This is a genomic window from Lysinibacillus sp. AR18-8 (assembly GCF_001705465.1).
GTDB classification, from domain to species: Bacteria; Bacillota; Bacilli; order Bacillales_A; family Planococcaceae; genus Lysinibacillus; species Lysinibacillus capsici.
In genome coordinates this window covers 1-13,226 of the sequence record NZ_MDGU01000052.1, presented here as the reverse complement: position 1 = coordinate 13,226, position 13,226 = coordinate 1, and the positions used below count along the sequence as shown (strand labels likewise).

The window sequence follows — 13,226 nt, the reverse complement described above, 5'->3', positions numbered from 1 at the left end:
TTAGAATTTCATGAGAATGATTTAATGATCGTCATCCCATGTTACAGACAGTACTTTTCCTGAAACAGCATGAATTTGAAATGTAGCTTCGTCCTCCTGCGTTTCAATCTCAACTAAATAGTAACCACCCTCTGGGGTTTCTTCAAAATCAACTGAATCCACTTCACCCTTTAATTGCTTAAGAGCTATTTGAATGGCCTGTTGCTCAGTAATAATAGGCTCTTCGATAGGTTGTTCTTGTGGCTCAACCTTTTTCTCAGCCAGTAGTTCGCCAGTATAACCATCAAACGTTAAATCCTTTTGAATTTCCTCATTTTCAACACGTACAGTGTAAATGGAGTCTGTAAGCATAACGCTTTCTATATCTCCATATTCCTTTTTAACCATTTGTCTGATCTGCTTTTCTGTTAAAAGTAATTTACTATGTCCTTCTTTCAGGATTAGATCAGTCACCTGTTGTGTCGTAACATCGAGTATAGCTGCATACTTGACATCGTCACGCGTAAAAAGCATTTCAAAGTTATTTCCTTGTTTTTCAACCTGTGTAACATGACCATTGTAGATAGTCTCAATATGCCGAATAGCCTGCGCTTCACTAAGAGGTTGAACGTAAAAATAACGATGTTGAACAAACCAAATTACTCCACTACAAAGAAGGATAATAACAACAATTACTAACATCCACTTTTTCATTGCTGTCCCTCCTTTGGTATACATAAAGTAAAGCTTGAGCCTTCCCCTAGCTTACTTTTCACATCTATCGTTATACCTAATTGTTGTGCCAGTTCGTGTGCTATTGCTAGCCCTAGCCCTGAACCACCTGTTTTACGATTACGATCCTCTGTTACACGATAGAAACGCTCAAACAAATGAGGAATATGCTCGACTGGAATACCAATACCAAAATCTTGGATGGTAATACGTACATGGTTGGTTGTTTCAGTGGCTTGAATACGTACTTCATCCTCACTATATTTCCTAGCATTATCCAGCAAAATAAAAAGTAGTTGCTTCAATATTTTTTCATCACTATAAATAAATTTTGGTATCTGCGCATCAATTCTAAATGTTCGATGATAAGCCTGTTCCATTTGTGAAGCTACTTTATTTAAGAAAGGGGCAAGCTCTAGTTGTTCGAAATGAATGTCCAATTGCTCTTTGTTTTTAGCTAGCTCTAGCAATTGCAACACCATTTCATGCATACGAGATGATTCATTGGCAATGGCCTGTAAGGATTCCTGAGCAACCTCACGATTATCAAAACCCCTTCTTAGGAGTAGTTTTGCATAACTTTCAATGACAGTTATAGGAGTTTTTAACTCGTGAGAGGCATTTGATACAAATTCTTGTTGCTTTTGATAATGTTGTTCAAGCTTCTCCATCATTATATTAAAAGTGCGGTTAATGTTTATTAACTCGTCCCCACCTTTTTCTGTAGTATCTATTTTTTCATATTTCCCAGTAGATGCACTTTTGCGCATGGTCTCATTTAAACGTTCTAGCGGTAATAAAATAAGTCGCCCAAGTACCAAGCTCGCTAGGAAAATTGGAATCGTTGCCACGACAGATACAACAACTAAGATGACCTTTAACAAATCTAATGTCCGTTCTACTTCTTCCATAGATTGCTGTAATGTTATGTCCACCACCGTTCCGTCGATCCAAATGGCAGGCATAGTGAAGGTAATGGCAGGGACTTCTTGCATTTCAAGGGTAGCTTGAACCTTTGTTTTCAAACGTTCACCATCATAAATATAAACAGCACCATCTGTTGGCATATAAGCTCTTAATACTTGCTGTAGGTTGGTTTGTGCATTTAACTGACTCAGTGTAGAGCTTAAATCATTTGCCCGTGACTGGAGCTGATTATATTCCGTATCATAGGCAAATTTCTCATACAACAAATAAATTCCACTATTTGTTGCCACTACAATAACTAGCATCAGCAATGTTGTTAGTAGATGAATTTTTGTTTTAAGTCTCATAACTGTGTTCCTTTAGCACATATCCAACACCTCGAATTGTCTGGATAAGAGGTGTTGGATTAGCAGCCTCAAGCTTTTGTCGTACATAACGTATATAAACGTCCACAACATTTGTATCCCCATAATAATCATAGCCCCACACAGCCTCTAATATTTGCTCCCTTGTCAGTACTTGTTTAGGATGCTTTAGTAAATAGAACAACAAATCATACTCACGAGGTGTCAGCTGAATTTCCTTATCAAAATATACAACTTCCCTCGTTTGCTCGTTTATCGATAAATGGCCAAATGTAAGTGCTATTTGCTTTGGACTTACCTTCTGTGAAAACCGTAATGCATTGCGAATTCGTGCCAGTAGCTCCTCAATTTCAAAAGGCTTTGTCACATAATCATTGGCTCCTAAATCCAAGCCCTTTACCTTATCCTCTACTTCACTTTTAGCAGTTAGCATGATAACAGGTGTTTGGGATTCTGTTGCACGAATACGCTTTAGCACATCAATACCGCTCATCTCAGGTAGCATGATATCAAGTAAAATTAAATCCCATTGTTGCTCACGGTATTGTAGTAAGCCTTCTGCTCCTGTATGTGCCATTGCTGCCTCATATCCTTCAAATTGAAGCTCCAGTTGTAGCACTCTCGCAATATTCTCTTCATCTTCTATAATTAAAATTCGATGTGTCATGTCGAATCCGTCCTTCGCCTTTTCTTTTCATCGTATACGATACAAGTGGTGAAAGTCTAATTAGAAAATGATGAGAATGGCACATACTTATAGAAGGATAAAGCAAACTACTTCACTTTTTTTATTCCTAGCGTTAGAATACTAATATCTTATTTTCCTATAGGAAACTTTATTTCACTGATGATACTTTTTGAAACGAGGGAACAATATGGTTTACAAACGAGTCACAAAATCGTCTGCAGAGGCGGTTTTAGATGGAGATATAAAAGGTTGGCGAAGATTCTTGCCATTTTTAGGACCTGCTTTCATTGCAGCAGTTGCCTATATTGATCCTGGCAATTTTGCTACAAATATTACAGCAGGCTCTCAATACGGCTACCTGCTACTTTGGGTTATAGCCTTTTCTAATTTAATGGCCGTGTTAATTCAGTCCCTGTCTGCCAAGCTTGGGATTGCGACAGGAAAAAATTTACCTGAAGTAGCACGCGAGCATTTTTCTAAAAAAACATCTATCTTTTTATGGATACAGGCGGAATTGGTCATCATTGCCACAGACCTCGCGGAATTTATCGGAGCAGCATTAGGGCTTTATTTACTTTTTAATATCCCAATGCTTCCCGCCGCATTGATTACAGCAGTAGGTTCATTCGCTATTTTAGAGTTGCAAAGAAGAGGATTTAGAGCCTTTGAAGCAGGAATTTCTGGAATGGTTTTAATTGTTGTATTGGCATTTGCCTTCCAAACATTTTTAGCGCAGCCAGCATGGGGCGATGTGGCGATTGGCATGTTCACACCACACTTTGAAGGTGTAGATTCACTATTATTAGCAACAGGTATTTTAGGTGCAACCGTTATGCCTCATGCTATTTACTTACATTCTTCTTTAACTCAAAGTCGTATTATTGGTCGAAATGAGGCAGAAAAAAAACGTATTTTCCGTTTTGAATTTATCGATATTATCATCGCTATGATTATTGCTGGTGCCATCAATATGAGCATGCTCATCATTGCCGCAGCCGTATTCCATACCCAAGGCGTTGTAGTTGAAGATTTAGATGTTGCCTATAATGGCTTAAAAGATATTCTGGGCCCAATGGCTGCCATTTCCTTTGGTCTTGGTTTACTTATTGCAGGGCTTGCTAGCTCCTCTGTAGGGACTTTAGCTGGTGACGTAGTGATGCAAGGCTTCATTCAAAGAAAAATACCTCTTTATTTACGTAGAGCGATTACCATGGTGCCACCACTTGCAATCATTGCCTCTGGTGTGAATGCTACCTATGCTCTCGTTCTTAGTCAAGTTGTTTTATCATTTGGTATTGCCTTTGCACTTGTCCCTCTTGTTATGTTTACAAGTAAACGAGACATTATGGGAAGCCTAGTTAATCACCGTATTACAACTGTTTTAGGTTGGTTTGTCGTAGTCGTTGTTGTTACGTTAAATATTTACTTACTGTGGGAAACAATTTTTGGATAACAAAAAGCCAGGTACTCTATAGCAATGAGCACCTGGTATCTTTTTGATTAAACATCCACCTTTTCGATATTTCTAATGGCTAAATAAGCAATACCAAGACCCACGATTGCTAAAGTAATTGGAATAATAATAATATCGTTTAAAGTAAAGTTACCTGAATTTGACGAAGTTACAGACACAATTATAATAGATGAAATGATAGTTGTCGGTATAGAGTATTTTCTCATCCCGAAATACAATGGGATTAAAGCTATACCTGAGGCAGCAATCGCATTCATCAATACAGAAGGTATTTGCTGGATAATTAAAGAACTAGATAGTACATCAGGAATTAATTCATATCGATCGCTTATGATACAAAAAATGGTTGTAATAAGAGCATTGGAGATAATGATCATACTGAAAGTAAATAGCATGACAATAGCAAGCTTTGCGACCATTAATTTCTTTCTACTTATAGGATACATAAAGGCTAATGTAATGGTTTTAAATTTATATTCTCCGATGATTAACTTAGCTATTAACGTAGAAGCAAAAATCATAAAAACTGCTCTTACAAATGAATCAATAACACTGAATGCAACCTCATAATTTTCAAGCCCTGGGTCTCCTTCCACTTTAGAAATAAATAAAATCATAAACAAAAAACCAAGAATAACAAAATTAGCGATAATTGCTCCTTTAACATATGAACCTAAATGAAATTTTTTCATTTCTAAACGCATTAAATTAAGCATGGACAACACCTCCATTGATTAGCTTTAAGAAATAATCCTCTAATGAACTAGTATTTTTACTAATCTCTTCAATCTCAACGTCATGTTCAATTAATGCTCTCGATAGGCTTTGTTGGGATACTGTTGAGTCGTATATACGTATAGAGTTATCATCCATCAGCTTAAAATTCGTAATGTTTAATTCGCTTTCAATAATAAACGCTGCCTTTTTCCCATCACTTACGATCACTTCAGTATAATTGACCTGATCACGATTAATAGTATCCATTGCTACCTCAGTGATGAGCCTTCCCTTCTTAATAACACCTATTGTATCGACCAATTGTTCTATTTCAGCTAGAATATGACTAGAGATAATAATAGTTATGCCGTACTCCTTACAAAGCATCTTGAAAAGCTCTCTTAACTCCTTTATCCCTACTGGGTCCAATCCATTAATTGGTTCGTCTAATATAAGTAACTCTGGCTTTGTAATAATGGCCCTTGCGATGCCTAATCTTTGCTTCATCCCCAGAGAAAAATCTTTAACCTGCTTATTCTCTGTATTCGATAACTTTACTAAATTAAGAACATGTGCAATTTCTTTCTTATCATAATAACCCATGTATTCACAATGTAATTCCAGGGTCTCTCTAGCCGTTAATTTTTCATAAAAAATAGGATATTCAATAATTGTCCCCATTCTTTTTAGTATTTCATAGGATTTGTCCGTCAATTTCGCCCCCAAAATTTCTACATCCCCACTTGTAGGTTTCGTAAGATTAGTTAGCATCTTCATAACAGTCGTTTTACCCGCACCATTAGGACCTAAAAATCCATAAATCTCACCTTTCTTAACGTTCATATTGACAGCAGAAACAACTTCCTTTCCATCGTACACTTTCGTAAGCTGATTTGTTTTTACAATGTATGTCATGTAATTCTCTCCCTCAATTGTGACTAGTTTCATTATAAAAAATGAAACTCTCTATTTTATTACTGCATTCTTACAAATTTCTTAAGTAAAAAAGCCTGCAAAGCATTAAAGCTCTACAAGCATAATGGATTCAATACATCATTCGCTTTAACGAAATCGTAAAAATAGTTTTTTCATAGGGAATACTCGATAAACGGATCGAGCCATTCATTATTTCTACAAGCCGCTTTGTAATCGTTAGTCCCAGACCGCTACCTTGGAAAGATTTATTTCGAGAATCCTCAAGTGTATACATCCTTTCAAAAACGCGATCGATATGGTATTCATCAATGCCCTTGCCACAATCCCACACATCAATATCAATATTGGCTTCATCGTTTCTTATAGTAATTCCAATTACATTGCCATCTGCTCCATATGCAATAGCATTAGACAGTAGATTGTTTAGCACTCTATTTAATGCTTCTTCATTACCAAGTGCATATATGGAGCTTTCAGGGATATCAATTTTAATATCTAATCCCAATGAAGTAACCAAATCGTAAAAAGACAAAACATTTTTTCGGCATATTTCACTGACATTGATTTTAGTGCTTGGATAATCTGTGTCCCCAGCCTCTAATTTTGCCAAGTCAAAAAATGTATGAATAATTTTTAATACTTCTAATGTTTTAGCATGTACACCCGTAAGTAAACGTTGCTGTTCCTCGTCACTAATCCCGTTTTGAAGTTGAAGCATTTCAATATAGCCAAGTACAACGGTTAAAGGCGTTTTAAGATCATGCGAAATATTGGCCAACATCTTTTTCGTAGAATTTTCCATTTTACGATGTGTAGCCTGAATTTTTTGATGTTGATCTAGCAAAGTATTCAGTGTAATAAGTAACTGTTGAATTTCTGAATTTGTAGTTGTTACTAGAATCTTTTCATACGTCTGTTCATTCACAATTTCGTGTAGTTTTCGATGAATATATTGGATAGCACGTTCTTGTTCCTTCTTGATTTTCCATTGAAAAATAAGAATGCCGATTAGCAATACAATGATTAATAATAATAGAAATATCATATATTTTTACCCTTCAAATTTATAGCCGATTCCCCATAGGGTTTTAATATAGTGAGGATGTGACGGATCATCTTCTATTTTTTCACGGAGTCTTCTGATATGTACATTTATAATATTTTCATCTCCATAATAGGCATCTTTCCATATCATCTGATAAATTTGCTCTTTGGTAAAAACTTTGTGACGATTTGTCACAAACAATTTTAAAATGGAAAATTCCTTTGATGTCAGCTTTATCTCTTGTCCGCTCTTTGTTATTGAGAAATTAACGATATCTATCTTTAAATTATCAATTTCAAGGACCTCTTGCTTTTGTTCAGCTTGACTAGAGTATTTCGTAGCTCTTCTGATAACAGCCTTTACACGTGCTGAAAATTCTAGCATAGAAAAGGGTTTAGCAATATAATCATCTGCCCCTAACCCTAAGCCCAATGCTTTATCAACATCACTGTCTTTTGCAGACATAATAATGATAGGAAGTGCTGCCTGCTCTCTAATAATCTTTAATACTTCCAATCCATTTAATTTAGGTATCATAATATCTAAGATGACCAAATCAAAGATATTTTGCAAACAATTTTGTAATGCCTCTTCGCCATTAGTCGCTGTTGTGACCTGGAAACCTTCCATCGTTAAGTAATTATCAACCATTTCACGAATGGCTTCATCGTCTTCTACAAGTAAAATATGCTTTTGCACTATGATGCACCTCTCCTATCAAACCCAATTTCCATATGTATATTACATTACCATATTTATGATGTTTGATTAGAGAGATTTTGTTTATGAGTGTTGAAAAAAGAGCTGATCCATAAACCATCACTCTTTGGTTTATAGAACAGCTCTATTATTTAATCTTCAACTTTTAAATCACAATCTTCAAGTGGAAGCATTTTTGTTTTGTGCTTTAATTTATAGCCAAACCATAATGCTAAAAATAATGGAATCCCAATATACGAAACAAGGATACCGTACCAATCAATCTTATCGCCTGTAAAGGCTGTGTAATTTTGTCCAATGACTACGATCATACAAATTGTAAAAGCAAATAATGGTCCAAACGGATATAATTTGGCTTTATAAGGTAATAACTTTGGATCTAAGCCTTGTGCATCAAACGCTCGGCGGAAACGATAATGACTAAACGCAATACCTAGCCATGCAATAAAGCCAGACATTCCAGAAGCATTTAATAGCCAGATATAAACCACTCCATCGCCAAAGAAGGATGCCAAAAATGCTAAACAGCCTACAGCTAATGTTGCCATAAGTGCATAAATCGGAATACCTCTACGACTTAGCTTTGCAAAAAATTTAGGTGCATGTCCATCCACTGCTAATTGCCATAACATACGAGAAGATGCATATAGTCCTGAATTTCCTGCTGACAGCATAGCCGTTAAAATAATGGCATTCATTAATGAAGCAGCAAAGGCAATACCTAGGCGGTCAAACACTAGTGTAAACGGTGATACTGCGATATCTTCTGATAATAAACGTTCGTCTGTAAATGGAATTAACATCCCAATTGCACCAATCGCTAAAATATAAAACAAAAGAATACGCCAAAATACAGATTTAACAGCCTTCGGAATATTTTTACCAGGATCATCTGTTTCACCAGCTGTAATTCCTAGTAATTCTGTTCCTTGGAATGAAAATCCTGCAGCTAGGAAAATACCAAATGTAGCAAGGAAGCCACCATGGAATGGCCCATCACTAACAAAGAAATTAGTGAAACCTACAGGAGCCTGCCCACCTAAAATACCAAAAATCATTAGTAAGCTAATGATAATAAAAACAATAACCGTTGCTACTTTAATCATGGCAAACCAATATTCACTTTCACCATAACTTTTTACGGATAGTAAATTAAACGTCAATACCACAGCAATAAATAATACTGTCCAAAGTGCTGATGAGCTATCTGGGAACCAATATTTCATAATTAATGACACAGCAGCAATTTCGGCAGCAATGGTGATTGCCCAGTTATACCAGTAGTTCCAGCCTAATGCAAAGCCCAAGGCAGGATCTACAAATTTGGTTGCATACGTACTAAATGAACCTGAGGATGGCATATAGGCAGCCATTTCCCCTAAGCTTGTCATTAAAAAATACACCATAATACCGATTAAAGCATAGGCAAGCAATGCTCCTCCAGGACCTGCCTGAGCAATTGCTCCTCCACTGGCTAAAAATAGTCCCGTACCAATTGTACCGCCTAAAGAAATCATTGTAATATGACGGCTTTTTAATTCTTTTTTCAGCTTCGGTGCTTTATGTCCGAGCTGATTTACTTTTATTTCACTCACGATATAGCTTCCTTCCTATTTATGAGGCAAAAAAATGCCATCACATATACACTGTGATGGCTACATTAATCCTCAGTTTTTCCTACATGATAGCTCAACACGTTGTGCAAACGTGACAGTTCTGTTCCTTTCGGAGACAGCCCCAGCATGAGGTTTTCAAGTCCCCTCACACTTCGGCAATATTTCCTTTCAACTAATTTCATCAATGCTTGTCATTTCAATTAGCATACTTATAAATATCGCGACCTCTACCTCAATACAAACGTGAGGCATATAATTATTAAATTTATGATGTTTATTATACTAACATAAGACCATAGACATTTCAATACAACCACAAATGTTCTGTATTTTATGAATCTTCTACTATTTTTAATAGTGTGATAAAGTGTTATAGTAGTTCAATTAGAATGGTTATTATTAGGGGGGATTTTATTTTGACTACAAATGATCATTCCACTAGTTTTCCAAGTAAAAAAATTAGCTGGAAAGGAACAACCTTACTTTTAGTCTTTGGAGTTATCTTTATAGCCTCTACATTACGAATGCCACTAACTGTTGTTGGCCCAATTATATCCTTTATCCGTGAAGATCTTGGAATATCTAATGTTTTGGCAGGCTTTCTAACAACGATACCATTGCTGGCTTTTGCTGTTATATCTCCATTTGCACCAGTTGTAGCACGCAAACTAGGGCTTGAGCTAACATTATTTTTATCCACTTTTCTCTTGGCTTTAGGAATTGTCCTACGTTCACTTGGTACTACAGAATTACTTCTATTGGGTACTGTGCTAATTGGCGTAGCCATTTCTTTTGGAAATGTACTAATTCCAGGATTATTGAAGTTGAAATTTCCCTATCATGTGGGTTTATTAATGGCCTTTTTCACCATGTCCATGAATTTTACTGCTGGCCTTGGTGCTGGTATTAGCTATCCGATAGCTAATTCATCGTTAGGCTGGCAAGGTGCACTTTCCATTGCACTCATACTCGTTCTAATTACAATCTTAATTTGGATACCTCAACTAAAATCAAATAAACCAGAACCAGTTACTACATCTAAGAAGACCAGTACACCTTTATGGAAATCACCTGTTACTTGGGCTGTCACAGGGGCAATGGGTTTACAGTCTTTATTATTCTACACAACAGCAGCTTGGATACCTGAGATCTATATTGCTCAAGGTTTAGCACCTGATAAAGCTGGCTGGATGTTTTCAATCATGCAATTCTCACAAGTACCAATGGCCTTAGCAGTGCCTATTATTGCTGGTAAAATGACTTCTCAACGCCCACTTGTATTGATGTTTACATCCTTCTATTTAGTAGGCTTTGTTGGGGTTGTCATGGAATGGACAAGTCTTGGGGTACTGTGGATGGTTCTTCTAGGGTTAGCAGGTGGTTCTTCATTCGCCCTAGCAATGATGTTCTTCACTCTCCGGACTCGTACTGCATTTGAAGCAGCAGATTTATCAGGCTTTGCACAATCTTTGGGTTATTTATTTGCCGCAATCGGTCCTATTCTTTTTGGCTACTTGCATGATTTATTTGGTGGCTGGAATATTGCGGGATGGCTCTTTGTCGTTGTAGCAATGTTACTCTTCTTTTGCTCAATGAGAGCATCTAAGGATGAGTATGTGCATTAAAATTAAATAAAGCAGGTGGATTAGATTCCTCCATCTGCTCTATTTCTATATAGTGTTTAAACATTACTTAATTGTCGGGTTGCTGGAGTAATGTTAGCAATTCAGCAAGGCATCCTGATGCTTCATTATTACGAGCTGTTATAGTAGAAAAAATAGGAACAGCCTCTTGTAAAAGCATATAACTATAATAGTAATAGCCTACAAAAGCTTGCTCCTCATAGCCCTTTGGCGTTTCTTTCTCCCACTCCTGCTCATCATTATCCTCATTTTCTATCCACAAATAGTTGACGTCTAATAGCTCCTGCATATTTTTAACAGTATTGACTGGGTCGAGATAATCCTTGGTAATAGCATGTGCCACAGCTAAATATAACTGTACCTCTTGTAAGGAGACAGCCTCTAATTTTTTACGAGTAAGCTTTTTTAGCAGGACAAGCAAAACCCATGGTGTCACCTGCCACAGTGTACCTTGATGTTCAATTAATTCAGCCAGTTGTGTGTATTGCTCCTGTTCTATCAACTTAGGTATGGCTGTACCTCTACCATAAGGTGTCGTCAATTGTCTCCATGGGATATTGGGAATTTGCTGATCTAACATAGTAAGCCCTCTCTCATCAAAAGTATCGAAAGTAAACAATTCTTTTACACTAATAGCATGGTTTTTGATAAAAATAATTTGGTGTATGATAAATATTTACATAGGGTTTATGGAATATATGAGTTGTGGCAGGGGAAAGTGGTGGGATTAACCATGTCCAGTTGCCTGTAACTTCTCTTCCTGTTGATTTTTCTGCCTCCTCAAACAATTTAAACTGCTGAGCTGCTGTATGATGATCAACAATGCTCACACCATCTTCTTTAAATGAGTGAAGAACAGCAATATTAAGTTCTACTAAAGCACGATCACGCCAAAGAGACGCTTGTTTGGTTGTATCAAGATTAAAAATCTCCGCAATTGCAGGTAACATATTATAACGATCATGATCTGCTAAATTTCGTGCACCAATCTCTGTTCCCATATACCAGCCGTTAAATGGAGCTGCTTGAAAATCAATTCCAGCCATTTGAAAACGCATACTAGAAATAATAGGTACGGCATACCACTTCATTCCTAATTTTTCCACATCGTTTGACTCTGGATGACGGATTGAGACCTCTACTATATTTTCTTCAGGAATTACAAACATTTGAGGAGCACGATTATCCACCTGTATAACGAGTGGTAGTACATCAAAATCAGTTCCTTTACCTCTCCATCCTAACGACTCACACACTTTTGTAAATTTAATGGACTGTGAATCTCCAATAATGCCTGCATCTGTTTCATAGCCTGCATAACGAATTAGTTGATGATTCCAAATCCGTACTCTATCTGAAGCAAACACTGTTATAGTTGGACGAATTTTCCCATGATTTGTCGCATAATCAATATGTTGTAGTAATTTTTGAAAAATAGCCTTTTCATCTAAAACATCACGTGCATCTACCACATGCAGTGACTGCCAAAACAGACGTCCAATACACTTATTGCTATTTCGCCATGCCACCCGTGCGCCAAAAACTAGCTCCTCTGTTGTTGGGTGATATTCACCTGCATCCTTAACTGCCTGTAATCTATTCTTTAACCAAAGTTCTGATTCATTTTGTTCTGTCTGATATAGACTTAAAAATTGCTGTATCTCCTGTATATTCATATCGATTCCTCCACTTATCCTCATATTAGAGGAACAAAACAACAAGCACCATGAAAATAGTAATTGAAAAAACATACATATTTTATATATGAAATAGTTTGTTCATATTTACTCTATAGACTCTCTTTCGTAAGAGAATGTAAGGGAGAAAGATATTAATATTATAAAAAGGCTACAGTAGTCATGTAGCCTTTTCCAGGGGGTTGTAGAACAAAGAAATCAATAGAATTTTTGTAAATGGTGAAAAAGCTATACGTTCTGGGCTACTTACTTGCTGCTGTTGCTTCGCTTTCGCATAGAGCAGAACCAGTTTCACAAATTCTCTGGCCAGGATTTCGCCTGTATCGCTATACTAGAGAAGTCAAGCAGCCTTCACAAAAGTATTGACCATGGAAGTGTACGTGGTAAGTGAAACGGCTTATAGGAGCCCATAGTAAGATGCTAGGGGAATTAAATTCAGTCCCTCACCTTGCAAATAGGTCTTTTCCTGCTATTGCATTATCTTTTATCGTTTAAAGAACAGGAGAATAGAAAAAAGCATGTAACACAAATCTGTGCTACATGCTTGATGACCCGTACGGGATTCGAACCCGTGTTACCGCCGTGAAAGGGCGGTGTCTTAACCACTTGACCAACGGGCCGTGGCTCCGAAGGCAGGACTCGAACCTGCGACAACCTGATTAACAGTCAGGTGCTACTACCAACTGC

12 protein-coding genes, 1 tRNA gene and 1 riboswitch are annotated in these 13,226 nt (G+C 36.9%); of the genes, 2 read left to right on the top strand and 11 right to left on the bottom strand.

The genetic code is table 11. The annotated features are described in order from the left end of the window. Positions 1-21 precede the first annotated feature (21 nt). From BFM98_RS21850 to BFM98_RS21840, 3 genes are read right to left on the bottom strand one after another with little or no spacing between them, the layout of a single operon-like run. Positions 22-693 carry a PepSY domain-containing protein gene (locus tag BFM98_RS21850; protein ID WP_066038373.1) on the bottom strand — a complete coding sequence of 224 codons (672 nt, stop codon included), beginning with the start codon at positions 691-693 and terminating at the stop codon, positions 22-24. After that, positions 690-1,985, bottom strand: a complete 1,296-nt coding sequence (locus BFM98_RS21845; RefSeq protein WP_066038372.1) for a HAMP domain-containing sensor histidine kinase — start codon at positions 1,983-1,985, stop codon at positions 690-692. Before BFM98_RS21845 ends, BFM98_RS21850 begins: the two co-directional genes overlap by 4 nt. Continuing rightward, complete coding sequence (locus tag BFM98_RS21840) at positions 1,975-2,670, bottom strand: response regulator transcription factor (RefSeq protein WP_066038371.1); 696 nt, start codon at positions 2,668-2,670, stop codon at positions 1,975-1,977. Before BFM98_RS21840 ends, BFM98_RS21845 begins: the two co-directional genes overlap by 11 nt. 208 nt (positions 2,671-2,878) lie before the next feature. Between BFM98_RS21840 and BFM98_RS21835 the strand changes: the two genes are divergently transcribed. Further along, positions 2,879-4,144: an Nramp family divalent metal transporter gene (locus BFM98_RS21835; protein WP_066038370.1), complete on the top strand. Its 1,266-nt coding sequence runs from the start codon at positions 2,879-2,881 to the stop codon at positions 4,142-4,144. Between the two features lie 47 nt (positions 4,145-4,191). Here the strand turns inward: BFM98_RS21835 and BFM98_RS21830 are convergent, their stop codons facing one another. From BFM98_RS21830 to BFM98_RS21810, 5 genes are all read right to left on the bottom strand, one after another. After that, positions 4,192-4,881, bottom strand: coding sequence for an ABC transporter permease (locus BFM98_RS21830; RefSeq protein ID WP_048391929.1), 690 nt, complete (start codon positions 4,879-4,881; stop codon positions 4,192-4,194). Continuing rightward, on the bottom strand, positions 4,874-5,797 hold the full coding sequence (locus BFM98_RS21825; protein ID WP_066038369.1) for an ABC transporter ATP-binding protein: 924 nt from the start codon (positions 5,795-5,797) through the stop codon (positions 4,874-4,876). The genes BFM98_RS21830 and BFM98_RS21825 overlap by 8 nt, the downstream gene beginning before the upstream one ends. Before the next feature lie 130 nt (positions 5,798-5,927). Next, positions 5,928-6,863 (bottom strand): sensor histidine kinase, encoded by a 936-nt coding sequence (locus BFM98_RS21820; protein ID WP_066038368.1) that lies wholly within the window; start codon positions 6,861-6,863, stop codon positions 5,928-5,930. Positions 6,864-6,869: 6 nt separating this feature from the next. Next, a complete protein-coding gene (locus BFM98_RS21815; protein ID WP_066038367.1) occupies positions 6,870-7,562 on the bottom strand; it encodes a response regulator transcription factor in 693 nt (230 codons plus the stop codon). Between the two features lie 152 nt (positions 7,563-7,714). Next, the gene (locus tag BFM98_RS21810; RefSeq protein WP_066038366.1) at positions 7,715-9,178 is read right to left on the bottom strand and encodes an amino acid permease; all 1,464 of its coding nucleotides are present in this window, start codon (positions 9,176-9,178) and stop codon (positions 7,715-7,717) included. A gap of 82 nt (positions 9,179-9,260) precedes the next feature. Further along, positions 9,261-9,437: riboswitch (Lysine riboswitch) on the bottom strand. 178 nt (positions 9,438-9,615) lie between these two features. Between BFM98_RS21810 and BFM98_RS21805 the strand changes: the two genes are divergently transcribed. After that, the gene (locus BFM98_RS21805) at positions 9,616-10,824 is read left to right on the top strand and encodes a CynX/NimT family MFS transporter (protein ID WP_048391934.1); all 1,209 of its coding nucleotides are present in this window, start codon (positions 9,616-9,618) and stop codon (positions 10,822-10,824) included. 67 nt (positions 10,825-10,891) lie between these two features. Here BFM98_RS21805 and BFM98_RS21800 read toward each other — a convergent pair whose 3' ends face one another. The 3 genes from BFM98_RS21800 to BFM98_RS21790 all read right to left on the bottom strand — a co-directional run bounded on the left by BFM98_RS21800 (position 10,892) and on the right by BFM98_RS21790 (position 13,159). Further along, on the bottom strand, positions 10,892-11,422 hold the full coding sequence (locus tag BFM98_RS21800) for a hypothetical protein (RefSeq protein WP_066038365.1): 531 nt from the start codon (positions 11,420-11,422) through the stop codon (positions 10,892-10,894). 49 nt (positions 11,423-11,471) lie between these two features. Beyond that, a complete protein-coding gene (locus tag BFM98_RS21795; protein WP_066038364.1) occupies positions 11,472-12,518 on the bottom strand; it encodes a nitric oxide synthase oxygenase in 1,047 nt (348 codons plus the stop codon). A gap of 569 nt (positions 12,519-13,087) precedes the next feature. Then, a tRNA-Glu gene (locus tag BFM98_RS21790) sits at positions 13,088-13,159 on the bottom strand. Positions 13,160-13,226 lie beyond the last annotated feature (67 nt).

Bases quoted from the DNA above. Each gene is read 5' to 3' on its own strand.
- BFM98_RS21850 (WP_066038373.1), bottom strand. From the start codon at position 693: ATGAAAAAGTGGATGTTAGTAATTGTTGTTATTATCCTTCTTTGTAGT.
- BFM98_RS21845 (WP_066038372.1), bottom strand. From the start codon at position 1,985: ATGAGACTTAAAACAAAAATTCATCTACTAACAACATTGCTGATGCTA.
- BFM98_RS21840 (WP_066038371.1), bottom strand. From the start codon at position 2,670: ATGACACATCGAATTTTAATTATAGAAGATGAAGAGAATATTGCGAGA.
- BFM98_RS21835 (WP_066038370.1), top strand. From the start codon at position 2,879: ATGGTTTACAAACGAGTCACAAAATCGTCTGCAGAGGCGGTTTTAGAT.
- BFM98_RS21830 (WP_048391929.1), bottom strand. From the start codon at position 4,881: ATGCTTAATTTAATGCGTTTAGAAATGAAAAAATTTCATTTAGGTTCA.
- BFM98_RS21825 (WP_066038369.1), bottom strand. From the start codon at position 5,797: ATGACATACATTGTAAAAACAAATCAGCTTACGAAAGTGTACGATGGA.
- BFM98_RS21820 (WP_066038368.1), bottom strand. From the start codon at position 6,863: ATGATATTTCTATTATTATTAATCATTGTATTGCTAATCGGCATTCTT.
- BFM98_RS21800 (WP_066038365.1), bottom strand. From the start codon at position 11,422: ATGTTAGATCAGCAAATTCCCAATATCCCATGGAGACAATTGACGACA.
- BFM98_RS21795 (WP_066038364.1), bottom strand. From the start codon at position 12,518: ATGAATATACAGGAGATACAGCAATTTTTAAGTCTATATCAGACAGAA.